Source organism: Streptomyces sp. NBC_01808 (assembly GCF_035917395.1).
In the GTDB taxonomy this organism is placed as follows: Bacteria; Actinomycetota; Actinomycetes; order Streptomycetales; family Streptomycetaceae; genus Streptomyces.
The window spans coordinates 7,805,142-7,828,498 of sequence record NZ_CP109072.1; the positions used below are offsets into that span (position 1 = coordinate 7,805,142).

Genomic DNA, 23,357 nt, shown 5'->3' on the forward strand with positions numbered 1-23,357 from the left:
GATCCCATGCCACGCCGCCCCGGGCCCGCGCCCGCCTACACCCGCAGAACGCGCTTCGACCCCGCCGCCGAGCTGCGCGCGATCGCCGCGGAACGACCCGTCACCAGGATCGACGTCGGTCCCGGCGACAGCGAGGAGTACGTCTGGCTGGTCACCGGATACGACGAGGTACGCCAAGTCCTCGGCGACCACGTCCGGTTCTCCACCCGCCGCCGCTTCGGCCGCGAGGCGCGCGCGGACGGGACGTACCCCGATGACTACCGCCCGGACGACATGATCGGGCAGCTCATGGACTACGACCCGCCCGAGCACACCCGGCTCAGGAAGATGCTCACCCCGGAGTTCACCGTCCGCCGGATCCGCCGCCTCCGCCCGCGGATCGAGGAGATCGTCGCCGACCGCCTCGACGCCGTGGAGCGCGCGGGACCGCCCGCCGACCTCGTCGAGCAGTTCGCCACCCCCGTCTCCGGCGCGGTGCTCTGCGAGCTGATCGGCGTCCCCCGCGACGACCGCGACGCGTTCCTGCGCCGCGCCCGTCACCACCTCGACCAGGGCCGCGGCCGGCAGGCGCGGGCGGCCGCCGGCGCCGCCTTCTCGCGCTACCTCGCCGCCCTGGTCGCCGGGCAGCGCCGGGACCCGGGCGACGGCTTCCTCGGCATGCTCGTACGGGACCACGGAACCGACGTCACCGACAAGGAACTCCGCGGCGTCTGCGTGCTCCTGATACTCGCCGGCCTCGACAACGTCTCCGGGATGCTGAGCCTCGGCACCCTGGTGCTGCTCGAACACCCCGACCGGCTCGCGGAGATCCGAACGGACCCGGGGGCCGTGGACCGTACCGTCGACGAACTGCTGCGCTACCTGACCGTGCCGCACGCGCCCACGCCCCGCACCGCCCTGGAGGACGTCACCGTCGGCGGACAGCTCGTCAGGGCGGGCGAACACGTCGTCGTCTCCCTGCCGACGGCCAACCGCGACCCGGTCCTGACCGCGGACCCCGACCGCTTCGACCCCGCCCGCGAGCCCGCCGCCCACCTCGCCTTCGGCCACGGCATCCACCACTGCCTGGGCGCCGCGCTCGCCCGCATGGAACTCGGCATCGGCTATACGGCGCTGCTGCGACGCTTCCCGCACCTGCGCCTCGCCGCGCCGGCCCCGGAGGTGCCGTTCCGGCTGCACACGACCGCCTACGGGCTGGAGCGGCTGCCGGTCGCCTGGTGACCGGCGGCCGGGGAGGAGACGACGATGGAGGTACGGGTCGACCGCGCCAGGTGCGTGGGGTCCGGGCTCTGCATGATGCACGTGCCCGCGGTCTTCGACCAGTCCGAGGACGACGGCAAGGTGCTGCTCACCACCGCGCACCCCGGCCCCGCGCTCACCAGGTCCGTACGCGGCGCCGCCGGCCGGTGCCCCGGGCGGGCCATCTCGCTGCATGACGGCACCGGGAGCGAGGGCTCCGACGGCGCCGCCGGCACGGAAAGAGCCGACCGGACTACCGGTTCGGGCAGTCTTGCCTGAAGTTCTTCTGAGGATAAAACGCACCCCCGCGACGCGCTGAGCACCGCCGACAGAACCCCATTCATGGAATTCTCATGAAAGCCGCCGCCGATGCTCTTCGTCGGCGGCGTTCTGTATCCGCCGTGTGACCGGCGCTCGCGTAGAACTTGGGTCCATGTTCACCACACGCAAACGCGCATTCGCGCAGACCCTGCTCGCCTCGTCCGCACTCGTCGTCAGCGTCGTGCTGGCGGGGTGCTCCGACGATTCCGGGGCCGCCTCCTCCGACGGCGGCACGTCCGCCTCTCCGGGCAGCCCGTTCGACCAGGCGGTCGAGTACGCGCAGTGCATGCGTGACAACGGGGTGCCGGAGTTCAAGGACCCGGTGCAGGACACCGGCGGCGTCATGTTCAACCAGGGCGGCTTCGACCCGGAGTCCGCCGAGTTCAAGGCCGCGGAGGAAGCCTGCCGCGACAAGCAGCCGCAGCGCCAGGGCGGCCCCAACGGCGGTGAGCCGCTGGACTCCGAGAAGGTCGCGGAGTGGGCCGAGTGCATCCGCCAGAACGGCGTGCCCGACTTCCCCGACCCGGAGATCGAGGGCAACAGCATGGTCGTCGACATCGGTGCCGCCGACCCGACGACGTTCGAGCCCGCCCGGCAGGCATGCCAGGACAAGTACCCCGGCGGCGGGATGCGGATCGGCGGGGGCCCGCAGTGACCAGCCGTGAGGAGACGGAGGAGCTGAACCTGCGGGAACGGCCACCGGGCACGCTGGAAGTCCGCCCGCCCGGGCCGCTCACCGCGGGCGGTGACCCCGAGGCGGGCGGTCCCGGCGGCGAACTCGCCACCGCGGCCCCGCCGGCCGAAGGCGACGGCGCGCCGAGCGGCCCCGAGCCGGTGCGCAAGAGCCGCAGGCTGCGGATGGCGCTGATCGTGGTGATCGCGATCGGCGTCGCCGCGGCGGCGGGGCTCGCCGCCACCGGCGCGCTCGGCGGCGAGGACTCGGAAGAGCCCGCCGCCGGCCCGTCGGGACCGGCCGCGACTGCCCAGGTGAAACGGACGACGCTCACCAGCAGCGAGACCGTGGACGGCACCCTGGGCTACGGCGACGTGTCCACCGTCGAGGCCATCGCCCCGGCGGCCGGCGGCGCCGACCCCGGCGCGGATCCCGGCTCCGGCCAGCCGGCCGGCGGCGGCGGAACCGCGGCCGGCTCCGCCGGCGACGCCGCGGACACGGGCTCCGGGATCGTCACCTGGACGCCCAACGAGGGCTCCACGATCAGGCGCGGCGACACCGTGTACAGCGTCGACGGCGAGAAGGTCCCGCTGTTCTACGGCGACACACCGCTGTACCGCACGCTGTCCGACGGCAGCGAGGGCGGCGACGTCGAGCTGCTGGAACGCAACCTCGACAAGCTCGGCTACACCGGGTTCACCGTCGACGGGACGTACAGCTCGGACACCGCCGACGCGGTGTCCGAATGGCAGGAGGACATGGGCCGGGAGCAGACCGGCGTCGTCGAGGCCGGCGACGCCGTGACCGCGGAGAGCGCCCGGCGGGTCGCCGCGCTGCAGACCTGGCCGGGCGCCAAGGCCGGGGGCGCGGTCCTGGACTGGACCGGCACCGAGCGGGTCGTCTCCGTGGAGCTGGACGCGCAGTTCGAGGACCTCGTACGGGTCGGTACCAAGGCCGAGATCGAACTGCCCAACGGCACCACCGTGGACGGCAAGGTGACCGACATCGGCACCCCGCCCGCCGCCACGGGCTCCGGCTCCGGCGACGCCGGCGGCCAGGGCGAGGAGGACCAGGAGTCCACGCTGCCCCTGCAGCTGACCGTCGGCGAGCAGGACAAGCTCGGCCGCTACCAGGCCGCGCCTGTCGACGTGGTGCTCAAGGCGGAAACGCGTGAGGACGTGCTCGCGGTGCCCGTGAACGCGCTGGTCGCCCGGCAGGGCGGGGGCTACGCGGTGCAGAAGGTCACCGCGGGCGGGAGCACGGAGTCCGTGCCCGTCGAGCTGGGCATGTTCGCCGACGGGCTGGTCGAGATCACCGGCGACGGCATCGAAGAAGGCATGTCCGTGGGGGTTCCGAAGTGACCGTCCTCTCCCATCCGGTGGTCGAGCTGACCGGGGTCACCAAGACCTACGGTGACGTCGCCGCCCTCCGCTCCGCCGACGTCGTCATCCGGCGCGGCGAGCTGCTGGCCGTCGTCGGCCCGTCCGGCTCGGGCAAGTCCACCATGCTCAACATCATGGGGACGCTCGACCGCCCCTCCGCGGGCACCGTCCGCATCGACGGCCACGACATCGACCGGCTCAGCGACCGGGAGCTGTCGGCCCTGCGGGCGGGCACCATCGGGTTCGTCTTCCAGCAGTTCCACCTCGCCCCCGGAGTCCCGGCGCTCGACAACGTCGCCGACGGGCTGCTCTACAGCGGCCGGACCCGCGCCGAACGGCGCCGCCTCGCCGAGCTGGCCATGCGCCGCGTCGGTCTTGGCCACCGCCTCTACCACGAGCCGCACCAGCTCTCCGGCGGCGAGAAGCAGCGCGTCGCCATCGCCCGCGCGGTCCTCGGCGACCCGCCCCTGCTGCTCGCCGACGAGCCCACCGGCGCGCTCGACTCCCGCTCCGGGGCGGTCGTGATGGAGCTGCTCCACCAGCTCCACGAGGCCGGCACCACCGTCGTCGTCATCACCCACGACCGTGACATCGCGGCCTCCCTGCCCCGCGAAGTCCGCCTCAAGGACGGCAGCATCGAGCACGACTCCGCCCCCGCCGCGGCCCTCCCGGCCGCCCGGCTCTCCCAGGAGGCCGTCCGATGACCGCGCCGCACGCGACAGCGGAGCTCGACCGCGCGCAGCCGCCCGTACCGCCGCCGCCCACCCCGCCGAAGCCCGCCCGGATGACCCCGGCGGACATGCTGCGGGTCGGGGGCTCGGGGCTGCGCTCGCGCCCCATGCGGGTGTTCCTCTCCGCGCTCGGGATCGCCATCGGCATCGCCGCGATGATCGGCGTCGTCGGCATCTCCACCTCCTCCACGGAGGATCTGGACCGCCGGCTGAACGCGCTGGGCACCAACCTGCTCACCGTCACCCCCGGGCAGTCGTTCTCGGGCTCCCAGGCCAGCCTGCCGGCGGAGTCCGTGGGCATGATCGGGGCCATCCCGGAGGTCGAGAACGTCTCCGCCGTCGGACGCGTCGACGCCAACGTCTTCCGCAACGACCGGATCCCCGAAGAGCAGACGGGCGGCCTCAGTGTGAGCGCGGCCCGCATCGATCTGCCGGAGTCCGTCGGGCTGCAGATCACCGAAGGACGCTGGCTGAACGGCGCGAACAGCCGCTACCCCGCGGTGGTCCTCGGGCCCAAGGCCGCCGAGCAGCTCGGGGTCTACGAGGCGGGGCCCGACTCGCAGGTGTGGCTGGGCGGCAGGTGGTTCACGGTCGTGGGCCTCACGGCGTACAACGAGCTGGTGCCCGAGCTGGACTCGGCCGCGCTGGTCGGCTGGGACGTCGCCGAGGACGAGCTGGGCTTCGCCGGCACCCCCACGACGATCTACACCCGCACCGACGAATCCGCCGTCGCGGACGTGCAGTCGGTCCTCGGCGCCACCGCCAACCCGGAGAACCCCAACGAGGCCACCGTCTCCCGCCCCTCCGACGCCCTGGCGGCCAAGGAGGCCACCGACGAGACCCTCAGCGGCCTGCTGCTGGGACTCGGCGGGGTGGCGCTGATCGTCGGCGGCGTGGGCGTGGCCAACACCATGGTCATCTCCGTCCTCGAACGCCGCTCCGAGATCGGCCTGCGCCGCTCGCTGGGCGCCACCCGCGGCCAGATCCGCAGCCAGTTCCTCTGCGAGGCGCTGCTGCTGTCCGCGCTCGGCGGCCTCGGCGGCGTGGTCCTGGGCATCGGCGTGACCGTCGGCTACGCCACGTCCCAGGACTGGGCGACGGTGGTGCCGATATGGGCGATGGCCGGCGGTATCGGCGCGACGCTCCTCATCGGCGGCCTCGCCGGGTTCTACCCGGCGGTGCGCGCCGCCCGGCTGCCTCCGACCGAGGCGCTGGCCACCACCTGACGTACCGGTGCACCGGCCCGGGGGAGTCCGGACGGTGCACCGATACGCAGCCACGCCCACGCAGACCGCGGTGCCCCCGCTGTCCCCCCGAGCAGCGGGGGCTCCGCCCGCGGCGTACGCCCGGCCGCCGGCCGTCCTGCCGCCCGTCGAGACGAGCCGCCTTCGGGCCACCCCAGCCAGGTGACCTCGGCTGTTACCGGGGGCTTACGCGGTCTCCGGCACGCTGACGGCATGCGTGTGCTGATCGTGGAGGATCACCGGGAGCTGGCCGAGACCGTCGCCACCGGGCTGCGCGAGGACGGCATGGACACGGACCTCGCGTACGACGGCCAGGAGGCCATCGACCGTGCCACGAGCAGCGAGTACGACGTGATCGTGCTCGACCGCGACCTGCCCCGGCTGCACGCCGCGTTCGAGGCCCAGCGCCGGTTCGTCGCCAACGCCTCCCACGAGCTGCGCACGCCGCTGACGCTCCAGCGCGCGATGGTCGAAGTGGCGCTCTCCCGCCCGGGCGCGGACGCGGCGTCGCTGCGTGCCGTGTGCGAGCGGGTCGTCGCCGCGGGGAGGAGCAGGAGCGGCTGATCGAGGCGCTGCTGACGCTGGCCGGGAGCCAGAGCGGGCTGGTCGCCGCCGAGCCCGTCGACCTCGCCCGGGTGGTACGGGAGGTGCTGCACGACCGCACCCGGGCCGCGCCCGGCACGCAGGACCTGCACTCCTCGCTGCGCCCCGCGGTCGCCTCGGGCGACGAACGGCTCCTCGCCCGCCTCGTCGGCAACCTGGTGGAGAACGCGCTGCGTTACACCCCGGCAGGCGGCTGGGTGCGGGTCGCCACGGACGTCAGGGAGACGGGCCATCCGATGCTGCGGGTGGTCAACAGCGGCCCGCGGATCCCCGCGGAGCGCATCCCCGACCTGTACGAGCCGTTCCAGCGGCTGCAGCCGCGGGCGGCCGGCGGCGGCTACGGCCTCGGGCTGTCCATCGTCGGCGCCGTCGCCGCCGCGCACCGCGCCGAGGTGACCACGGTGCCGGGTTCTGAGGGCGGGCTCGCGGTCACGGTGGAGTTCCCGCCGCCGGACCCGGCGGACTGGTGAGCGGAACGGGGGGGAGGGCGGTCAGCTCGCGCCGATCATCTCCACCTCGCCGCCGAGCTGTTCGACCTTGCCCTCGTCGGGTACGTGCGCCGCGTTCTGCACGGCGTAGTACTCCCGTACGCCCAGCGGCTCCTTCTCCTTGACGTACAGGCTGGTGGCATCACCCGGGATGATGTGGAAGCCCGGCCGGGTGGCGAAGTCCACGCGCGCGTCGTAGGAGTTGAAGACCGTCAGCGCGCCGCCGTCGGCCGTGCGCAGCGCGTAGACGTCGGGGAAGGCGGGCTTGTACGCGTCGTCCCACTTGCGGTTCTGGGACTCGAACTCGGTCTCGAAGTAGCCGTCGTGCTCGGGCCTGATCCAGTCCCGGCGGGTGGCGTGGTCCTTGACCATGTTCTTGCGCACCTCGCTGTCCGCGAGGAGCTTGCCGTCCTTCTTACCGCCCGAGACATAGAGGTCGTTGACCGCGTCGTCCAGGCCGTCAAGCGCGGTCGTGCCCACCTCGGTGCCGGGGGGCAGCACGGTGGGCAGGCCGCCGTCGCCGCGGGCGACCTCGGGGATCCGGCCCTGGATGCCGACGGACGCGACGTTCTTCCACGTGCCGCCGCCGGCGCGCTCGAAGACCAGCAGGCTGCGGTCGCCCTCGTCGTAACCGGGGCCCTCCACCGGGGCGTCGACCATGTACCAGTCGCCGCGGGCCGGTATGTAGTACTGGGCCTCGTCGGCGCGGTAGCGGAACGGCTTCTTGTAGAGCGCCTGGTACTTCTTCTCGTACGTGGGGAACTGCCGGTACTGCGCCTGGCTCTGCTGGTACAGCGCGCCGCCCTCGACCTCGCCGAGCGCCTTGCGGTCCAGGGCGGCGTTGGCCGCGTTGTTGGTCTCGACGTAGCGCTCCAGCACCTTGCGGGCCTGGCCCTCGCTGATCACCGGGCGGGGCTGCGCCTTCTCGTCGCCGGCGCCGCCCCCGTCGTCGTCCGCACCGCCGCTGCACCCCGTGGCCAGCAGCAGCGCGGTCAGTCCTGCGGCGGCGGTGGAGATGGCGGTCTTCTTCGTGCCCATGGGCGCAAACCCCCCGATGTGGTCAAGATCAGTGGTCGGGGCGAGTCTAGGCACTGGCCCGGTGCCGTACGCGCCTACCCCCGAACGCCGCGGACAGGTAAACCCCGTGGCGGACACCGGGGCCGCGTGGCTACGGTGGGCGCCATGCGAACCGGATTCGTTTGACGCTGACGGGCCCGTGGCCCTCCTCCCGCCCGATGCGCGAGACGACCTGCCATCGAGACGAGAGGAGACGACGTCATGACGTCGTTGTTCAGCCACCAGCAGAGAGAGCACTTCCGCGCCTTCGGGTACGTGGTGCTGCGCGGCCTGCTCACGTACGAGGAGACCGACCGGCTCACCGCCGAGGTGACCGCCGCCCTTACCGACGCCTACGGGGCTCTCGGCACCGACACCGACCCGTACGGCGAAGGCGGCATCCGCGGCGACTACCTGCCGCTTGCCGCCGACCGGACGCCCTTCAGCCAGTCGCTGATCGCCGACGACCCGCGGCTGTTCCAGGGTTCGGCCGAACTGTGCGGGCGGATGACCGTGCCCTCCGTACCCAGTGCGGTGTGCTTCACCGGCAACTCCGGCTGGCACACGGACGTCGGCCCGGATGTGCCCGGGGTCACGTTCCTGGCCCACCTGGAGCCGCGTACCGGGCGGACCGGCGCGCTGCGGGTGGTGCCCGGGTCGCACGACCCGGCGTACGCCCGCCGGCTGGCCGCGTACCACGATCTCGACCCCGCCAACCAGGGGTTCCCCGGCTGGCCGGTGCCCGAGACCGTGCTGCCGACGGAGCCGGGCGACATGCTGGCGTTCGACGCCCACCTGCTGCACTGCTCGGTGGGCGGTGAGAACCGGCTGGCGTGGCGCACCGAGTACCTCGGGTGGCCCGGGCTCGGCGACGCCGACGGCATGCGCACGGTGGGGGAGTTGCTCGCCGAGGACGAGTACGAGGACGCGGGGTTCGACCGCGCGCGCTGGCCGGAGTGGGACGAGTGGGCGGCCGGGGCCGCGGGTATCGCCTCGCGGCAAACGGCGCTCGACCGGCTGCGCCTGCTGGGCGTCGTCCCCGCGGCCCGTACCACCGCGCAGGCCCCGGCGGGATCCTGACGGCGGGGCGGAAGTGAAAGCCGTGGCCCCCGCCGCACAGGCGGGCGCCACGGCCCTTCGGGGTCGCGGGCCCGGCGGCTACCGCCGGATCACTCGCCCGCGGCCGGCAGCCCTTCCTCGGCCGCGGCGAGGATTTCGGTCACGCGCAGCCCGAGGTGTACGTCGCGGGGGTCGGGGCGGCCGCTCTCGGCCGCCTCCAGCAGGGCGTCCACGGCCCGTACGAACGCGGGCACGGGCCCGTCGTCGTCCCGGTCCGGCGCCGTCTGCACGCCCGGCGTGCCGTGCAGTTGCACGGTGACGCCAGATGCCTGCGGCGGGATGGTGTGGCTCAGCGTGCAGGTGCTGGACGCCCCCGAGGCGTGCCGCAGCGTGAGGTGCACGGTGTCGCCCGGGCCGCGCGCGGAGGTGACGGCGCCGGGCACCGCCGGGTCCACGTCGCCGAGGACCGGCAGCAGCATCGACAGCGCGTGCGGTCCGACGTCCCACAGCGCGCCCTTCTCGCCGCGCCAGGGCGAGGCTGCGTACGGGCTGTCGGCGCCCGCGAAGACCGGCGAGAGCCAGTCGGCGCGGCCCACCAGCCAGCCCTCCTCGCCGGCCCGCTCGGCCAGCCAGCCGGCGGTCTCGTCGCGGAAGCGCATCGTGAAGAAGACCACGGACGCCACCCCAGCGCGCTCCACCGCGGTCACCACCCGCCTGGCGGCCGCCACTTCGGTGGCGACGGGCTTGTCCAGCAGCAGGTGGCAGCCCGCCGCGGCGGCCCGCTCCGCGAGCGGCGCCTGCACGTCGGGCGGCAGCGCGACGGCCACCGCGTCGCAGTCGGCGAGGAGGGCGTCCACGTCCTCGTACGCGCGGGTGGAGAAGCGGTCGGCGAGCGCGCGGGCCGCCTCAGGACGCCGGCCCCACACGCCGGCGATCTCCGCCCGCGGGTGTGCCTGCAGTCCTGGGCCGTGCGCGCGCTCCGCCCAGGGGCCGGTGCCGAGGAGTCCGAATCGCATGCGCCGAGTCTACGATCACACCGTACGCCGCAGGCCGGGCGGCCCGTGCCCGGGCCGCCGCGCACGGCATCGGCGGCGCCGTCCCGCGCCCGCGGTCACTCCTCCGGCCGCGCCCTGCTGGGCTGTACGCGCTTCGGTTCGCCCGCCATCTTCGGGTGGTCCGGCGGGTAGGGCATGTCGCCGTGGCCGTGGTCCCGCTCCTGCCGCGCGGACAGCTCAAGCAGCGAGGTGATGTCGAAGGCGTGGTCGTCCATGTCCGCGTGCACGTCGCCGACCTCGGCGAAGCGTTTCACCATGGTCACCAGGTCGAAGTCGTCCGGCTCGGCGTCGTCCACCTCCTCCCAGCGCAGCGGCGCGGAGACGGGCGCGTGCGGGTGGGGCCGCACGGAGTAGGCGGACGCGATGGTGCGGTCGCGGGCCATCTGGTTGTAGTCGACGAAGACCTTCTCGCCCCGCTCCTCCTTCCACCACGCGGTGGTGACCTGCTCCGGCATCCGCCGCTCCAGTTCCCGCCCGGCGGCGATCACCGCGCGGCGCACCTGCACGAACGTCCAGCGCGGCGCGATCGGCACGAACAGGTGCATCCCGCGGCCGCCGGAGGTCTTCGGCCAGCCGGTGAGCCCGTGTTCGCCGAGGACGGCGCGCATCTCGTGCGCGGCGCGCACGGCGTCGGCGTAGTCCGTGCCGGGCTGCGGGTCGAGGTCGATGCGCAGCTCGTCCGGGTGCTCGGTGTCGCCGCGCCGCACCGGCCAGGGGTGGAACGTCAGCGTGCCGTACTGGGCCGCCCAGACGACCGCCGCCGGTTCGGTGGGGCACATCTCGTCCGCGTACCGGCCGCTGGGGAAGGTGATGCGGGCGGTGGGGATCCAGTCGGGCGTGTTCTTCGGCGCACGCTTCTGGAAGAACGACTCACCGCTTATCCCCTCGGGATAGCGCTCAAGGGTCGTCGGCCGGTCCCGCAGCGCCCGTACGATGCCGTCGCCGACGGCGATGTAGTACTGCGCGAGGTCGAGCTTCGTGTACCCCTTCGCCGGGAAGAAGACCCGGTCAGGGCTGGACAGCCGCACTGTTCTGTCGCCCGCCTGGAGCTGAATCGCTGCACCCATGTGCGTAACGGTAAGGCGGATGTCCGAATCCCGCCTTACCGTTGCGCACATGGATCTGCCGGTGATGCCCCCCGTGAAGCCGATGCTCGCCAAGCCGCAGAAGAAGCTCCCGCCCGGGATGCTCTACGAGGCGAAGTGGGACGGCTTCCGCGCCATCGTCTTCCGCGACGGCGCCGAGGTCGAGATCGGCAGCCGCACCGGCAAGCCGCTCACCCGCTACTTCCCCGAGCTGGTCGAGGCGCTGAAGGCCAACCTGCCCGAGCGGTGCGTCGTGGACGGCGAGATCGTCATCGTGCGCGGCGACCGGCTCGACTTCGACGCCCTCACCGAGCGCATCCACCCCGCGGACTCGCGGGTGCGGATGCTCGCCGAGCAGACGCCGGCGAGCTTCGTCGCGTTCGACCTGCTGGCGCTCGGCGACGACTCGCTGCTGGACACCGCGCAGTCCGAGCGGCGCGCGGCGCTGCTGCGCGCGCTGGCCGACGCCCGGGCGCCCGTGCACATCGCGCCGGCGACGACGGACCTGGCGGTCGCGGGGGAGTGGTTCGAGCAGTACGAGGGCGCCGGGCTCGACGGGATAATCGCCAAGCCGACCGATCTGCCGTACCGGCAGAACGAGCGGGTGCTCGTCAAGGTCAAGCACGAGCGCACGGCAGACGTGGTGCTCGCCGGCTTCCGCTGGCACAAGTCGGGGCCGGTGGTCGGCTCCCTGCTGCTCGGCATCAACGACGACAAGGGCGTGCTGCAGCACGTGGGGGTGTGCGCGGCGTTCCCGATGAAGCGGCGGGCCGAACTGGTCGAGGAGCTGGCGCCGCTGCGGATGGAGACGCCCGAGGAGCAGGCGACGCACCCGTGGGCCGACTGGACGAAGGAGGAGGCGCACGAGTCGGCGCGGCTGCCGGGGGCGCCGAGCCGGTGGAGCGGGCAGAAGGACCTGTCGTGGGTGCCGCTGCGGCCGGAGCGGGTGCTGGAGGTCGCGTACGACCACATGGAGAACGGGGCCCGCTTCCGGCACACCGCGCAGTTCCGCCGCTGGCGCCCCGACCGCACGCCGGAGAGCTGCACCTACGAGCAGCTGGAGGAGCCGGTCACGTACGACCTGCACGAGGTGCTTGCCACCCGCAAGGAGGAGTGAGCGGCCGGCACCCGGCGACTTTTCGGAACCTACCGGTCAGCCGGAGTTGGCCTGGCGGACCCGCCGCCTTCGCCGGCCCCCGGCACCATGCCTCCATGGATGCCACCGCCCTGGCGCGCTCGCTGTTAGAGCCCGTGCCCGCCCACCGCACCGCCGGACTCACGGTGCTGCGCGCCATCGACGGTGCCGCCGAGGTCGCCGTCGAGGCCCCCGGTGTGCTCGGGAACGTCATCGGCTCGCTGCATTCCAGCGGCCTCGCCACCCTCGTCGACGCCGCCGCGCTGGCCGCGATCCTCTCCGCCGGCGACGCGCCCGGCGAACTGGACGGCGTGCTGCCGCTCGGCGCGTCCGCCTCGTTCGAGTACCTGGCGCCCGCCCGCGGCCGGCTCATCGCCTCCTGCAAGCTCAGCTCGTCCGCCGTCCAGGTGCTGCGCCCCGTCCTCGCCGGCACCGCGGACCGGGCCCGCATCAGCACCCACGGCGTGGTGACCGACGAGCGGCACGCGGTGGTGTGCCGCGGCGGCTTCGAGTGGAGCGTCCGCCGCGTCACCCGGAGCGCGAGGATCCGCCCCGGGGGCTGACGCCCTGCAGGCGGGCCCCGCCGCCCGGTTCAGCTCTGCTCGGCCTTGGCGAACTCGGACAGGAACGCCTCGCCGAACGGCTTCAGGTCGCCCGGCTTGCGGCTGGTGACCAGGGTGCTGGGTCCGTCGGCGCAGATCTGGACCGGTACGTCGACCCAGGTGCCGCCCGCGTTGCGGATGTCCGTCTGCAGGCTCGGCCAGGAGGTGAGCGTGCGCCCGCGGACGACGTCCGCCTCGACCAGCAGCCACGGCGCGTGGCAGATCGCCGCCACCGGCTTGCCCGTCCGGAAGAACTCCCGGGCGAAGGACACCGCGTCCGCGTCCATCCGCAGGAAGTCGGGGTTGGCGACGCCGCCCGGCAGCACCAGCGCGTCGTACTCGTCGGCGGTGGCGTCGGCGACGACCTGGTCGATCTCGAAGGTGTCCGCCTTGTCCAGGTGGTGGAACCCCTGGGCCCGGCCCGGCCGGGTGGAGACCAGCCGGGGGGTGTGGCCGGATTCCGTGACGGCCTGCCAGGGCTCGGTCAGCTCGACCTGCTCGACCCCCTCGGGGGCGATGAGGAATGCGATGCGCATACGGGCACGTCCTTTCGACGATCACGGTGGTCACCGGTCACGGCATGTGCTGCCGATGATCACCTCCGATCTCTTCGCGGGAGTGCGACCCGCGGGTACCCGGCGTGGCGCGATCGAACACCCCTGCGCAGACAGCCGGGGGCATCCGAGGTCGCATGGGGGTGCACCGCCCGGCGCGTCGTGGACGGGGAGAACCGGCGCCCGCGAGGATGGGGGCATGGGAGCCACGCTGCCGACGGCCATGCGGGCCTGGGTCGTCACCGCGAAGGGCCGGCTGGAGCCGGTGGAGCTGCCGGTGCCCGAGCCGGGGCCCGACGAACTGCTGGTCCGGGTCGAGGCGTGCGGCGTCTGCCGTACGGACCTCCACGTCCGCGACCACGACCTCCCGCCGCACAAGACGCCGGTCGTGCCCGGTCACGAGGCGGTCGGTGAGGTCGTCGCGGCCGGCGCCGCCGCCGAACGGCGCATCGGATCCCGCGTCGGCATCCCCTGGCTGCGCCACACCTGCGGACAGTGCCGCTGGTGCGAGCGGGGCCAGGAGAACCTGTGCCCCCACTCCCGCTACACCGGCTGGGACGCGGACGGCGGCTACGCCGAATACGCCGTGGTGCCCGCCCCGTACGCGTACGCGCTGCCCAAGGAGCCCGCCGCCGAGGACCTGGCGCCGCTGCTGTGCGCCGGGATCATCGGCTACCGCGCGCTGCGCCTGGCGCACCTGCCGCCCGGCGGCCGGCTCGGCCTCTACGGCTTCGGCGGCTCCGCGCACCTGACCGCCCAGCTCGCCCTCGCCGAGGGCGCCGAGGTGCACGTGCGCACCCGCTCCCGGGCGGCGCAGCGGCTCGCGCTGGAGCTGGGCGCCGCGACCGCGGCGGGGGCCGACGAGCCGGCGCTGGAGCCGTTCGACTCGGCGGTGCTGTTCGCGCCCGTCGGCGAGCTGGTGCCGGTCGCGCTGGAGGCGCTGGACGCCGGCGGCACGCTCAGCGTGGCGGGCATCCACCTCACCACCATCCCGGAGCTGGACTACGAGCGGCACCTGTTCCGCGAGCGGGTGCTGCGCAGCGTCACCGCCAACACCCGCGCCGACGGCCGGGAGTTCCTCGCCGCCGCGGCCGCGCACGGGGTGCGTGCGACCGTCACCCCGTACCCCTTCGCCCGGGCGGACGAGGCGCTCGACGACCTCGCGGCGGACCGGGTCAGGGGCGCGGCGGTGCTGCGGATGGCCGCGGGCTGAGGGCGCGTACGACGGGACCGGTGCCCGGCGCGGTCAGCCTCGCGGCACGTACACGACCCACACCTGGCCCTCCGCCACCGGCATCGTCCGCCCGTCCGGCGTCGTGAACACCGTGCGGTCCGCCTCCGTCGGCCGGTCCCACTCGGCGGCGTACGCGCGGCCGTCGCGCAGCACCGTCGCGTCGCCGGAGCCGACGGTCTCGGTGAACGGCGAGTTGTTGCCCCACCGGTCGCCGAACCCGCCCTTGCGGATCGTCGTCTCCTGGAGCACCACCGTCGGCGGCGCGAGCCGCGTGCCGCCGCTGGTGGCGGGCGTGCCGTCCATGGAGACCTCCCAGCCGCGGCGCTCGGCCGACCAGTCGAAGGTGAAGCTCGCGGCCGGCATCTCCACCGTGCGCTCGGCGGTCTTCCGGCCGCCTGCCGGGGCCTCGCCGGTCTCGTAGAGCGACGCGGCGTCCATGCCGGCGAGTTCGGGGGCGGCGTCGGTGACGCGCTCGGGGCGCAGGTACAGGTTGTGGGGTATGGGGCGGTCGGTGCCGCGGAAGTACGCGCCGGGCAGTTGCTCGGGCGGCACGGGGCGCAGCGGGGCGCGGTTGATGTACGGCTTGAGCTTGGACTGCGCGCCGGAGTACGCGAGTACGGGGTCGTCGTACTGCGCGAGCAGCTCCAGGTCCGTTTCGCGGGCGCTGCGCACCGGCCCGACGACGTCGGGGAGCCCGGAGGCGTAGACGGCGAGGAACCGGCTGATGCCGGCCTCGACGCGCTCCACGTGCACCACGTCGGCCTGTTCCAGGCCGGTGTGCGGCCGGGCGGCCGCGGCGTTGTCCAGCTTCACGCCGAGCACCGGGCCCTCGGTCGCGGGCGGCTCGTCGGCCGGTGTGGGCGAGGGCGAGGGGGACGCCGCCGGGGAGACGGGGGAGGAGCGGGCCTGGGGGCGGTGCGCCGTCTCCTCGGTGCCGCCGTGCGACCGGGCGAACAGCACCGCGGCGACGGCGACCGCGGGCACCAGGAGCGCCGCCGCTGCGGCCGCGTGCTTCTTGTTCAACGAACCCCCCACTCGGCGTACTACCGATGACCTACCCGCCCCGGCCGCCCTCTACCGCGGTGGTGCTAGCGCAGCAACTGGTCCGTGACCACGAACGCGAAGCCGGCGGCCAGCACCGCCATCGCGACCCGGGTGCGGCCCGCGCGGCTGAGCATGATCGCGGTGCCGGAGAGGACGAGCGCGCCGCCGTAGAGGGCGAACGTCAGCAGCGACGGCTCCGTGCGGAACCGCACCACCATCGCCACGCCGACGGCCACCATCACGCCGGCGGAGGTCAGGGCCCGTACACGGCGCGCCTGCCGCGGCGTCAGCCGGGGCGGCGGCGGCTCTTCGCCGTCCTCGCCCTCCTCGCCGTCGAGCGGGCCGGGCAGTCCTGCCGCCGCACCGGAGTCACCGGCGCCGGGCGTGTGGGGGTCGCCCGTGTCGGTGCCGGCCGCGGCTATGCCGGTCTTTCCGGCTTTTCCGGTCTTTTCGGTCTCGTCGAGACCCGTGTCGTCGATGTCCGTGTCGTCGCGGGAGGTCATGTGCGCCGAGCGTAGTCGCCCGGCCGCGGCGCGGGAGGGTCGGGCCGCGATCCGGCCCGGGATTCAACCGGCGTTGCCGCTCCCGCCGGAGCCGCCGGGGGGCGGGTGCTACGTGCGGCCCTCGTCCTCCTGCGCCGCGCGCAGCGGCTCGGCGTGAGGCATCCAGTCGGCCCGTACGACCGGGAAGCCGGCCTTCTCGTACGCCTGGCAGACCGGTTCGTCGTCGTCCACGACCACCGCGACGGTCCGCCCGCGGGCCACCCGGCGCAGCAACTCCGGCTTCGCCACCCGGGCCGGCCGCCGGTCGCCCGCGCGGCGCATCCAGAGCGGGCCCTCGGGCAGGCCGTGCGCGGCGAGCCAGGCCACGGTGTCCCGGCGGGTGCGCTCCGGGCGGCCGGTGACGTAGCAGACCTCGCAGCTCTCGGCCCACTGAAGGGCCAGCGCCACGCCCTCGGGCAGCGGCGGGTCGAAGGGGGCCGCGCGGAAGAAGCCGTCCCAGTCCTTGGGGGAGGACGTGAGGTGGTGCAGCCGGTGCCGGGTGTCGGTGAGGGTGCCGTCCAGGTCGAACACCGCGAGGTCTCGCTTCGCCACGCCGCCAGCCTACGGGCGCCCGCGGGCCGCGTCCCACCGGGCGCCTTACGGATCTCTGGCCCCGCCCGTTACCGTGCCCCGATGGAGCGACGCCAGACCGCCGGCGCCGGGATAGCCCTCGCCCTGCTGCTCGTCGTGGGCCTCGTCGTCGTGCTCACCGACGACGACTCCGGCGAGGACGCCGGGGCCTGCACGGGCCTCGCCGTCTCCGGCTGGAGCGCCGACGCCGCGACGACGGACGAGTTCGCGCGCTACGGAGACGACGCCGCTCGCACGGACGACTGGACCGGCGGCGACGGCAACCACTCCGTCCGGCTGCCCGACGGCCGTACCCTGTGGCTGGTCTCCGACCCGTACCTCGGCCGGGTCCAGCCGCCGCCCAACAAGCAGGGCCAGCCGCACGCCTGGCGCGACACCTCCCTCGGCACCCCCGCGTGGACCCGCAACGCCGCCCTTGTCATGTCCCCGGACGGCCGGCTCGAACGCACCCTCCTCGGCGGCGCCCCCGGCGCGCCCGCCTCCCTCTTCCCCGAACCCGGCGCCCCGGTGCGGCAGTGGCGCTGGCCGGTGCACGCCGTGGTGGAGCCGCGGGCGCCCGGCTCCGCCGAGCAGGTGCTGCGGGTGCTGCTCTGGCACCGGCAGGAGGCGCAGCAGCCGTGGATCTACGGCGTGCCGCTGGCCACCGAGGTCGCCACGCTCTCGCTGCCCGACCTGCGGCTGGAGGGCATCACCCAGGTCGACGACCAGTCGCGGGTCGCCGACCCCGCCGACCGCCTCGTCTACGGTGCGGCCGCGGTGCGGCGGGGGGACTTCACGTACGTGTGGGGCGGCACCGACGGCCGCACTCCCGAGCAGGCCGAGCGCAGCTCCCGCGCGCACCTCGCGCGCGTGCCGGTGGGCCGGCTCGGGGACCGGTCGGCGTGGCGGTACTGGGACGGCGAGCGGTGGCGCACGGAGGCGGCCCGCTCCCGGCCGGTGCTGGGGGACGGCGGACGCAGGGGCGTCGGCAGCGCGTTCAGCGTCGTGCGGCAGGGCGACACCTGGGTGCTGTTCACCATGGACGCGGGCGGGCCGGCCGGGAGCGGGCTGACGACCGTCGCGTCGTACTGGGCGTGCCGGCCGGAAGGCCCGTGGCACGGGCCGGACAAGGCGTTCACCGCGCCGCTGCCCGAGGACGCGGCCGGCGGCTCCGGCGCCGCCGCGTACAACCCGCAGGCGCATCCCGGCGTCGGCTCCGGCGACGGGCTGCTCCTGGGCTACGACGTCAACTGGCTGGACGCCTCGCCCGAGAACGTCTCCGCCCACGTGCACCGCAACGTCGCCCTGTACCGCCCCCGGTTCGTCCGCCTGCACCTCGATACGGTGGAGTGATGCGTACCGACGAGGCGGCGGACCCCGGAGACGGCACGCCCGAAGCCGACTTCTGGTTCGACCCCGTGTGCCCCTGGACGTGGACGACGGCCCGCTGGCTGACGGAGGTGCGGCGGCTCACCGGCATCCGGGTGCGCTGGCGGGTCATGAGCCTGGAGGTCCTCAACGAGGGCCGCGAGGTCAACCCCGAGGATCCCGAGGGGGAGTGGGGCGCCTACCTCAGGCAGCCGGTGCGGGTCTGCGCCGCCGTCGCCGAGCACCACGGGTCCGACGCCCTGGGCCGCTACTACGCGGCGCTCGCCGTGCGCCTGCACGAGCGCGGCGAGTGGGACGGCCTCGCCCGTGCGCTCGACGACACCGGGCTCCCCACCGAACTGGCCGCGGCAGCCGAGTCGGAGGCGTACGACGAGGCGGTACGCGCCTCGCACGCCGAGGGCATCGCCCTGGTCGGCACGGACGTCGGCAGCCCGGTCCTCGCGGTCACCCCGCCCGGCGGCGCCCGCTTCGCCTTCTTCGGCCCCGTCGTCTCGCCCGCGCCGCGCGGCGCCGACGCGCTGCGGCTGTGGGACGGGCTGCTGACGCTGGGCGGCCTGCCGGGCCTGTACGAGATCAAGCGCACCCGCACCCGTGAGATGCCGTCGTTCGACTGACCGCCGCCCGGCCCGGCGCGACCCGGCCCGGCTCGTACAAGAATTCGGCGCCGGAGCGGCAGCAGGCACGGAACAATGCCGTCCCATGCAGCCTCACGCCGACGACCTCATCCGCGCCCTCGAACCCCTGCCGTACCCGCGGCGCCTGCGCGAGCTGGCCCTCGCCGCCCGCCGGGCCGCCGGGCGCGGCGAACTGGCCGCGCTCCTCGACGGGCTGGAGGGGCACGGCGGGTACGGCCGCCGGCTCGCGGCGTTCGCCGCCCTCGTCGGGCGCGACACCGGCTTCCTCGCCGCCCGGCTCGCCCACGCCGACCAAGCGGTGCGCGCCCAGGGGATGAAGGCCGTACGGCGCGGCCTGCTGCCCGACGACATCGTCGTCGCCGCGTTCGAGGACGCGCCGGCCGTGGTGCGCGGGCAGCTCGTCCGGGCCGTGGTCCGCGGCCGGCGCACCGCCGTCGCGGAGGCGCTGATCGGGCCCGTCGGCGAGCGGTGGGGTGACGCCGAGGCCGCGCGGCTGCTGCCCGCGTGCACCGAGGAGACCGTACGCCGCCTGCTGCCCGCGCTCTGGCCCGCGCTCAGCGGCCCCGCCGCCCTCGCCGGCCGGCACCCCGGGCCCGTACTGGACGAGGCGGAGCGGCAGTTGGCCCTGCTGGCGCGTGGCGGCCGGGCGGCATGGTGGACCGCGTACTCCGGCGTCGTCGCGCCGCTCGCCGACGCCGCCCCGGACCGCGTGCTCGACCTGCTGGAGCGGTTCTGCCACGGCGGGCTCCAGCCGCTCGTGCACGAGCGGCTGAACCGCCTCGTGGCCGCCGATCCCGGCCGCACCCTGCGCCTGCTGCTCGCCCCGGAGCGCCGCCGGGGGACCGCCGCGACCCGGCTCCCGCGCACCGTGCTCGACCGGCTCGTCGTCGCCGCGCCGCCCGAGCTGACCGAACTCGCCCGGCTCTGGCAGGAGAACACCTCCTCGCTCACCGACCTGCTGCGCCGTACCCCGCCGTCCCGCCGCGAGGCGCTCTTCGACGCCGCCATGGCCGGACGGGACACCGCCCGCGACGACTTCCCGCCCGACCTCCTCGACGCCCTGCCCCACCGGCGCCGCGCGGCGGAGGCGCGCCGCATGGCGGCGCAGGCCCGGGAGCGCGACGCGCACCCGTCGGTCGTGCTGGGCGCGGTGGCCTGCCTGCCCGTCGCCGAGGCCCGCGGCGAACTGCTCGCCGCGCTGCGCCGCTCCGACGCCGACGAGCGCGCCGAGGCGTACCGGCTGCTCGTCGCCAACGCCGCCCGCTCCGGCCACCCCGAGGACGTCACCAGCGCCGTCCGGCTGCTGGCCGAGCGGCTGCGCAACGACCAGGACCCGGTGCGCTCCGTCGCACTGCGGCAGCTCGCCGGGACCCACCCCGCGCTGTTCACCGCCGACGCCGCCGACCACCTCCACCTCATCGCCGCCGATGCGATCGCCGCCCGCGACTCCTCGTCGGCCACCCGCGGGGCGCTGCGCACGCTGGCGGTCGCGCTGCTCCGCGAGCACGCGGCCGGCGGCCGGCCCGAGCTGGTGAGCTTCTCGCTGCGTACGATCACCCGGCTCACCGGCCACACCGGCGGCGCCGACCTCGGCCGGCTGGACACCTCGCTGCGCCGCGGGCAGGAGCACGAGGTCTTCGACGCCCTCGAACCGTGGCTGGAGGCGGGCGCGGACAAGGTCGACCACGGGCTGACGTTCGCGCTCGCGCGGGCGCTCGGGCGGCGTGCCTGGGGCATGCCCAAGCTGCAGGAATACCTGTGGCAGGCGGTGCAGTTCGGCAACGACGCGACCGTGCGCACCGCCGTGTCGCTGTGGCTGGAGCCGTGGGCGGGCCGCGGCGAGCGCGTCGGCCGGCTGCTGGCGCTGGAGCCGTCCGCGGCGGTCCTCCCGCCGGTGTACGCGGTGCTCGCCCGCAGCCGTACGGACCTGCTGGACGGCGTCCTCGGCGACACCCCGCCGTGGGGCAGGTTCCTGACGCGGCGCGCCTCCTGGACCCCGCCCGTCATCACGCCCGAGCGCTGGACGCCCGCCCAGCAGGCCGCCGCCGCCCGGTTGCTGGCCCGCGCGGCGGCCGACGCCGGGCTGCCGCTGTACGACCGCACCCGGGCCCTCGCGGAGGTCGCCCGCATACCCGGCCACGGCTTCGACGTCGTCTTCCGCTACACCGGGGCGGACGACGTCGTGCTCGCCGAGGCCGCGCTCGCCGCCCTGGTGTGGACCGACCGGCCCGCGGAGGCGCTGCCGCTGCTGCTCGCGCACGCCGGCGGCGACCGCGCCCGCGTCGCCGTGTACGCCGCCACCCGAGCCACCCGGCACGCCGCGCCCTCGCGCGTCGAGGCGGCCCTGCGTCCGCTGCTGCTGCCAGGACCCGACGGGTCCCCCGCCGCGAAGGTGACGAGCCGCAAGGAGGCCGTCCGCCTCGCCGCCGCCCGGCTGCCGGCCGAACGCGCGGCGGCGCTGGTGGCCGGTGCGTACGAACTGCCCGAGCAGCACCGCGACGTACGCGCCGCGTGCGTGGCGTTCGCCGGCGGCCTGCTCGGCAGGCCGGAGGTGTGGCGGATGCTGGAGGCGGCCGCGGCCGACGACTCGGAGGTGCGGCTCCCGCTGCTCCGGCCGCAGCCGCGCGACCTGCGCGAGGAGTACCGGCCGCGGTACGCGGGCCTGGTGGAGGCCGCAAGCCGCACCGAAGACCCGCAGCTCGCCTGGACCGCGTACACCAGCCTCGCCGGCTGGGCACCGTGGTCGCCGACCGCGGCGGACGTGCTGTGCCGCGCGGTCACCGACCTCGGCAACCGCGGCACGTGGGAGCCCGCGGCCGATGCCCTCGTCACCCTGGCGATCAACGCCCCCGCGGACGATCCGGCGCGCGAGCCTGTCGTACGCGCCGCGCGTGAACTCCGCGTCCGCGCCCTCGGCCAGCCCGACGCGGAGCAGGACCGCGACCTGCCCGCGCGCCGGCGGCTGGTCTCCCTCGTCCGGCGGCTGACCATGCGGACGCGGGTACTCCGCCCCCTGCTGCGGCCCACGCTGCACGCGTTCGCCGACGTGCTCGCCGTGGACGACGACTTCGTGCCGCAGGCGGCGGTGCTGCGCACCGAGGCCCTCGATCTGGAGGCCGGGGCGGCGGAGCTGACGGCGGCGCTGCGGGAACTGGCTGCGCTGCACGAGGGGCGCCCGGTGCTCGCCGAGGCCACGGCGGGCACGCTGAGGCACCGGCTCGACCGGGACGCCCGGCCGGGCACGCCGGACGCCCGGGCGGAGGCGGCCCGCGCGCTGGCGGCTGCGGGCGGCCACGCGGAGGGCCTGTTCGCGGTCGCGCTCACCGAGGTCGGCGGTACGCGCGCGGGCTGGCCGGAGCCCTGGCGGGCCACCCTGCGCACCCTGCGCGCACACCCGCAGCGCGAGGTGCGGGACGCGGCCCTGGAGGTGCAGACGGCCGAAGAGTAGGCCGTACGGAGCGGGGCGCCCGGCTCGTACGACCGCCGGCGGCGGGCCCGTTCAGCGCGGTCCCGCCCGCCCCGGCTACGGCGACGCGACCCAGACCCGGAAACCCATCCCCGCCGTCACCAGCCGCGCCGTCAGCGCCTCACCCATCGCCTGCGCCGTCGTGACCTGCCCCGACGTCTCCGGCAGCGGGTCGTACGCCAGGCACATCGACGCCTCCGCCAGCATCTTCGCCGACTCGTCGTATCCCGGGTCGCCGCCGCTGACCTCCGTCACCACCCGCCGGCCGCCGCCCGTGCCCACGAAGCGGGCGGAGAACCAACTGCGCGCCCGGCGCTCCTCCACCGGGCCCGTGCCCGGCGACAGCCGGGACGCCATCAGCTTCCGCAGCGGCGGCAGTTGGGCCGCCGCGGCGAACGCTCCGGCGCCCAGCACGCTGCCCGCGGCGACCGGCAGCCGCCTGACGGCGGCGTAGTGGCGGTAGCGGAAGTCGGGCCCGTACCGCGGCAGCGCCGCCGCCGACCGCGCCACCACCCGCGGCTCCAGCGTCGGCAGCGGCACCCCCCAGGCGCGCAGCGCGCCGCTGCGCGTCGGCGCGCCCAGCGGCGCCCGCACCCGGCGCTCCGTCACCCGCGGCTCCGCCCGGCGGCGGGCCCGCGCCGCGCGCGCCCCCGGCAGCGGCCGGGAGACGACCCCGAGCGCAGACGCCAGCGTGCCCCCGGAGATCCGGCCCGCGGCGCGCAGGAAGCCGTCGATGCGCAGCGGCACGTCCTCCGGCAGTTGTTCGACGGTGAAGCGCACGCCGAGGTCGAACGGCGTGCACTCGAACCCGCAGGAGTGGACCAGCCGCGCCCCGGTCTCCCGGGCCCGCTCGTGGTGGCGCACGTACACCCGGTCGACGAACTCCCGCTCGCCGGTCAGGTCGGCGTAGTCCGTCCCGGCCGCGGCGCACGCGGCGGCCAGCGGTTCGCCGTGGCGCAGGAACGGCCCGACCGCCGTGGCCACCACCCGGGTCTGCTCGGCCAGCCCGCGCAGCGCCGCGGGGTCCGCCGCGTCCGCGGTGAGCAGCGGCAGGTCGCCCCACTCCGGCCGGATCGCGGCCACCCGGTCGCGTACCTCCGCCAGCCTGCCGGTGTCGCGCCCGGCCAGCGCCCACCGGCAGCGGGCCGGCGCGTACCGGGCCAGGTACTCGGCGGTGAGTCCGCCGGTGAAGCCGGTGGCGCCGAAGAGGATGAGGTCGTGCGGCCGGGGCTCGTCTGCCATGGCACCCA

General features: G+C 75.2%; 23 protein-coding genes and 1 pseudogene. 16 read left to right on the forward strand and 8 right to left on the reverse strand.

Features of this window, described 5'->3' with window-relative positions:
• The first annotated feature begins 6 nt into the window (after positions 1 to 6).
• From OG946_RS34085 to OG946_RS34125, 9 genes and pseudogenes are all read left to right on the forward strand, one after another.
• Positions 7 to 1,221: a cytochrome P450 gene (locus tag OG946_RS34085; RefSeq protein WP_326799794.1), complete on the forward strand. Its 1,215-nt coding sequence runs from the start codon at positions 7 to 9 to the stop codon at positions 1,219 to 1,221.
• A 24-nt stretch (positions 1,222 to 1,245) separates the two neighbouring features.
• A complete protein-coding gene (locus tag OG946_RS34090) occupies positions 1,246 to 1,518 on the forward strand; it encodes a ferredoxin (protein ID WP_326799795.1) in 273 nt (90 codons plus the stop codon).
• A 154-nt stretch (positions 1,519 to 1,672) separates the two neighbouring features.
• On the forward strand, positions 1,673 to 2,215 hold the full coding sequence (locus OG946_RS34095) for a hypothetical protein (protein WP_326799796.1): 543 nt from the start codon (positions 1,673 to 1,675) through the stop codon (positions 2,213 to 2,215).
• The gene (locus OG946_RS34100) at positions 2,212 to 3,594 is read left to right on the forward strand and encodes a peptidoglycan-binding protein (protein WP_326799797.1); all 1,383 of its coding nucleotides are present in this window, start codon (positions 2,212 to 2,214) and stop codon (positions 3,592 to 3,594) included. Before OG946_RS34095 ends, OG946_RS34100 begins: the two co-directional genes overlap by 4 nt.
• Positions 3,591 to 4,319, forward strand: a complete 729-nt coding sequence (locus OG946_RS34105) for an ABC transporter ATP-binding protein (RefSeq protein WP_326799798.1) — start codon at positions 3,591 to 3,593, stop codon at positions 4,317 to 4,319. Before OG946_RS34100 ends, OG946_RS34105 begins: the two co-directional genes overlap by 4 nt.
• Entirely contained in the window at positions 4,316 to 5,572 is a 1,257-nt protein-coding gene (locus tag OG946_RS34110) for an ABC transporter permease (protein WP_326799799.1), read from the forward strand. Before OG946_RS34105 ends, OG946_RS34110 begins: the two co-directional genes overlap by 4 nt.
• A gap of 231 nt (positions 5,573 to 5,803) precedes the next feature.
• Positions 5,804 to 5,977: pseudogene (locus tag OG946_RS34115) on the forward strand (response regulator); the annotation flags it as partial.
• A gap of 48 nt (positions 5,978 to 6,025) precedes the next feature.
• On the forward strand, positions 6,026 to 6,154 hold the full coding sequence (locus tag OG946_RS34120; RefSeq protein ID WP_326800453.1) for a hypothetical protein: 129 nt from the start codon (positions 6,026 to 6,028) through the stop codon (positions 6,152 to 6,154).
• Positions 6,112 to 6,663 (forward strand): sensor histidine kinase, encoded by a 552-nt coding sequence (locus OG946_RS34125; protein ID WP_326799800.1) that lies wholly within the window; start codon positions 6,112 to 6,114, stop codon positions 6,661 to 6,663. The genes OG946_RS34120 and OG946_RS34125 overlap by 43 nt, the downstream gene beginning before the upstream one ends.
• A gap of 21 nt (positions 6,664 to 6,684) precedes the next feature.
• On the opposite strand, the gene OG946_RS34130 is transcribed toward OG946_RS34125, so the two are convergent.
• A complete protein-coding gene (locus OG946_RS34130) occupies positions 6,685 to 7,719 on the reverse strand; it encodes a hypothetical protein (protein ID WP_326799801.1) in 1,035 nt (344 codons plus the stop codon).
• A 240-nt stretch (positions 7,720 to 7,959) separates the two neighbouring features.
• On the opposite strand from OG946_RS34130, the gene OG946_RS34135 reads away from it, so the two are divergent.
• Positions 7,960 to 8,817, forward strand: a complete 858-nt coding sequence (locus OG946_RS34135) for a phytanoyl-CoA dioxygenase family protein (protein ID WP_326799802.1) — start codon at positions 7,960 to 7,962, stop codon at positions 8,815 to 8,817.
• An 89-nt stretch (positions 8,818 to 8,906) separates the two neighbouring features.
• Here the strand turns inward: OG946_RS34135 and OG946_RS34140 are convergent, their stop codons facing one another.
• Both OG946_RS34140 and ligD read right to left on the reverse strand, forming a co-directional pair.
• Entirely contained in the window at positions 8,907 to 9,812 is a 906-nt protein-coding gene (locus OG946_RS34140; protein ID WP_326799803.1) for a Gfo/Idh/MocA family protein, read from the reverse strand.
• A gap of 95 nt (positions 9,813 to 9,907) precedes the next feature.
• On the reverse strand, positions 9,908 to 10,918 hold the full coding sequence (ligD, locus tag OG946_RS34145) for a non-homologous end-joining DNA ligase (RefSeq protein ID WP_326799804.1): 1,011 nt from the start codon (positions 10,916 to 10,918) through the stop codon (positions 9,908 to 9,910).
• 49 nt (positions 10,919 to 10,967) lie between these two features.
• On the opposite strand from ligD, the gene OG946_RS34150 reads away from it, so the two are divergent.
• Together OG946_RS34150 and OG946_RS34155 are read left to right on the forward strand one after the other, a co-directional pair.
• Positions 10,968 to 12,053 (forward strand): ATP-dependent DNA ligase, encoded by a 1,086-nt coding sequence (locus OG946_RS34150; RefSeq protein WP_326799805.1) that lies wholly within the window; start codon positions 10,968 to 10,970, stop codon positions 12,051 to 12,053.
• A 95-nt stretch (positions 12,054 to 12,148) separates the two neighbouring features.
• Entirely contained in the window at positions 12,149 to 12,634 is a 486-nt protein-coding gene (locus OG946_RS34155; RefSeq protein WP_326799806.1) for a hypothetical protein, read from the forward strand.
• A gap of 29 nt (positions 12,635 to 12,663) precedes the next feature.
• Here OG946_RS34155 and OG946_RS34160 read toward each other — a convergent pair whose 3' ends face one another.
• On the reverse strand, positions 12,664 to 13,209 hold the full coding sequence (locus OG946_RS34160) for a type 1 glutamine amidotransferase domain-containing protein (protein ID WP_326799807.1): 546 nt from the start codon (positions 13,207 to 13,209) through the stop codon (positions 12,664 to 12,666).
• A gap of 241 nt (positions 13,210 to 13,450) precedes the next feature.
• On the opposite strand from OG946_RS34160, the gene OG946_RS34165 reads away from it, so the two are divergent.
• Positions 13,451 to 14,440 (forward strand): zinc-binding alcohol dehydrogenase family protein, encoded by a 990-nt coding sequence (locus tag OG946_RS34165; protein WP_326800454.1) that lies wholly within the window; start codon positions 13,451 to 13,453, stop codon positions 14,438 to 14,440.
• A 33-nt stretch (positions 14,441 to 14,473) separates the two neighbouring features.
• On the opposite strand, the gene OG946_RS34170 is transcribed toward OG946_RS34165, so the two are convergent.
• The 3 genes from OG946_RS34170 to OG946_RS34180 form a co-directional block, all read right to left on the reverse strand.
• A complete protein-coding gene (locus tag OG946_RS34170; RefSeq protein WP_326799808.1) occupies positions 14,474 to 15,484 on the reverse strand; it encodes a DUF3048 domain-containing protein in 1,011 nt (336 codons plus the stop codon).
• A 65-nt stretch (positions 15,485 to 15,549) separates the two neighbouring features.
• Positions 15,550 to 16,008, reverse strand: a complete 459-nt coding sequence (locus OG946_RS34175) for a hypothetical protein (protein ID WP_326799809.1) — start codon at positions 16,006 to 16,008, stop codon at positions 15,550 to 15,552.
• 108 nt (positions 16,009 to 16,116) lie between these two features.
• Positions 16,117 to 16,599, reverse strand: coding sequence for a phosphatase domain-containing protein (locus tag OG946_RS34180; RefSeq protein ID WP_442814565.1), 483 nt, complete (start codon positions 16,597 to 16,599; stop codon positions 16,117 to 16,119).
• Positions 16,600 to 16,680: 81 nt separating this feature from the next.
• Between OG946_RS34180 and OG946_RS34185 the strand changes: the two genes are divergently transcribed.
• The 3 genes from OG946_RS34185 (at position 16,681) to OG946_RS34195 (ending at position 22,089) form a co-directional block, all read left to right on the forward strand.
• On the forward strand, positions 16,681 to 17,970 hold the full coding sequence (locus tag OG946_RS34185) for a DUF4185 domain-containing protein (protein WP_326799810.1): 1,290 nt from the start codon (positions 16,681 to 16,683) through the stop codon (positions 17,968 to 17,970).
• Positions 17,970 to 18,620, forward strand: a complete 651-nt coding sequence (locus OG946_RS34190) for a DsbA family protein (RefSeq protein ID WP_326799811.1) — start codon at positions 17,970 to 17,972, stop codon at positions 18,618 to 18,620. Before OG946_RS34185 ends, OG946_RS34190 begins: the two co-directional genes overlap by 1 nt.
• 85 nt (positions 18,621 to 18,705) lie before the next feature.
• Positions 18,706 to 22,089 carry a hypothetical protein gene (locus tag OG946_RS34195; protein WP_326799812.1) on the forward strand — a complete coding sequence of 1,128 codons (3,384 nt, stop codon included), beginning with the start codon at positions 18,706 to 18,708 and terminating at the stop codon, positions 22,087 to 22,089.
• A 75-nt stretch (positions 22,090 to 22,164) separates the two neighbouring features.
• Here the strand turns inward: OG946_RS34195 and OG946_RS34200 are convergent, their stop codons facing one another.
• Positions 22,165 to 23,349 carry a saccharopine dehydrogenase family protein gene (locus OG946_RS34200; RefSeq protein ID WP_326799813.1) on the reverse strand — a complete coding sequence of 395 codons (1,185 nt, stop codon included), beginning with the start codon at positions 23,347 to 23,349 and terminating at the stop codon, positions 22,165 to 22,167.
• Between the last annotated feature and the right edge of the window lie 8 nt (positions 23,350 to 23,357).

Coding starts and splice junctions, on each gene's coding strand:
- OG946_RS34130 (WP_326799801.1), bottom strand. CDS start 7,719: ATGGGCACGAAGAAGACCGCCATCTCCACCGCCGCCGCAGGACTGACC.
- OG946_RS34190 (WP_326799811.1), top strand. CDS start 17,970: ATGCGTACCGACGAGGCGGCGGACCCCGGAGACGGCACGCCCGAAGCC.
- OG946_RS34085 (WP_326799794.1), top strand. CDS start 7: ATGCCACGCCGCCCCGGGCCCGCGCCCGCCTACACCCGCAGAACGCGC.
- OG946_RS34150 (WP_326799805.1), top strand. CDS start 10,968: ATGGATCTGCCGGTGATGCCCCCCGTGAAGCCGATGCTCGCCAAGCCG.
- OG946_RS34160 (WP_326799807.1), bottom strand. CDS start 13,209: ATGCGCATCGCATTCCTCATCGCCCCCGAGGGGGTCGAGCAGGTCGAG.
- ligD (WP_326799804.1), bottom strand. CDS start 10,918: ATGGGTGCAGCGATTCAGCTCCAGGCGGGCGACAGAACAGTGCGGCTG.
- OG946_RS34200 (WP_326799813.1), bottom strand. CDS start 23,349: ATGGCAGACGAGCCCCGGCCGCACGACCTCATCCTCTTCGGCGCCACC.
- OG946_RS34165 (WP_326800454.1), top strand. CDS start 13,451: ATGCGGGCCTGGGTCGTCACCGCGAAGGGCCGGCTGGAGCCGGTGGAG.
- OG946_RS34135 (WP_326799802.1), top strand. CDS start 7,960: ATGACGTCGTTGTTCAGCCACCAGCAGAGAGAGCACTTCCGCGCCTTC.
- OG946_RS34140 (WP_326799803.1), bottom strand. CDS start 9,812: ATGCGATTCGGACTCCTCGGCACCGGCCCCTGGGCGGAGCGCGCGCAC.
- OG946_RS34195 (WP_326799812.1), top strand. CDS start 18,706: ATGCAGCCTCACGCCGACGACCTCATCCGCGCCCTCGAACCCCTGCCG.
- OG946_RS34175 (WP_326799809.1), bottom strand. CDS start 16,008: ATGACCTCCCGCGACGACACGGACATCGACGACACGGGTCTCGACGAG.
- OG946_RS34110 (WP_326799799.1), top strand. CDS start 4,316: ATGACCGCGCCGCACGCGACAGCGGAGCTCGACCGCGCGCAGCCGCCC.
- OG946_RS34155 (WP_326799806.1), top strand. CDS start 12,149: ATGGATGCCACCGCCCTGGCGCGCTCGCTGTTAGAGCCCGTGCCCGCC.
- OG946_RS34095 (WP_326799796.1), top strand. CDS start 1,673: ATGTTCACCACACGCAAACGCGCATTCGCGCAGACCCTGCTCGCCTCG.
- OG946_RS34090 (WP_326799795.1), top strand. CDS start 1,246: ATGGAGGTACGGGTCGACCGCGCCAGGTGCGTGGGGTCCGGGCTCTGC.
- OG946_RS34185 (WP_326799810.1), top strand. CDS start 16,681: ATGGAGCGACGCCAGACCGCCGGCGCCGGGATAGCCCTCGCCCTGCTG.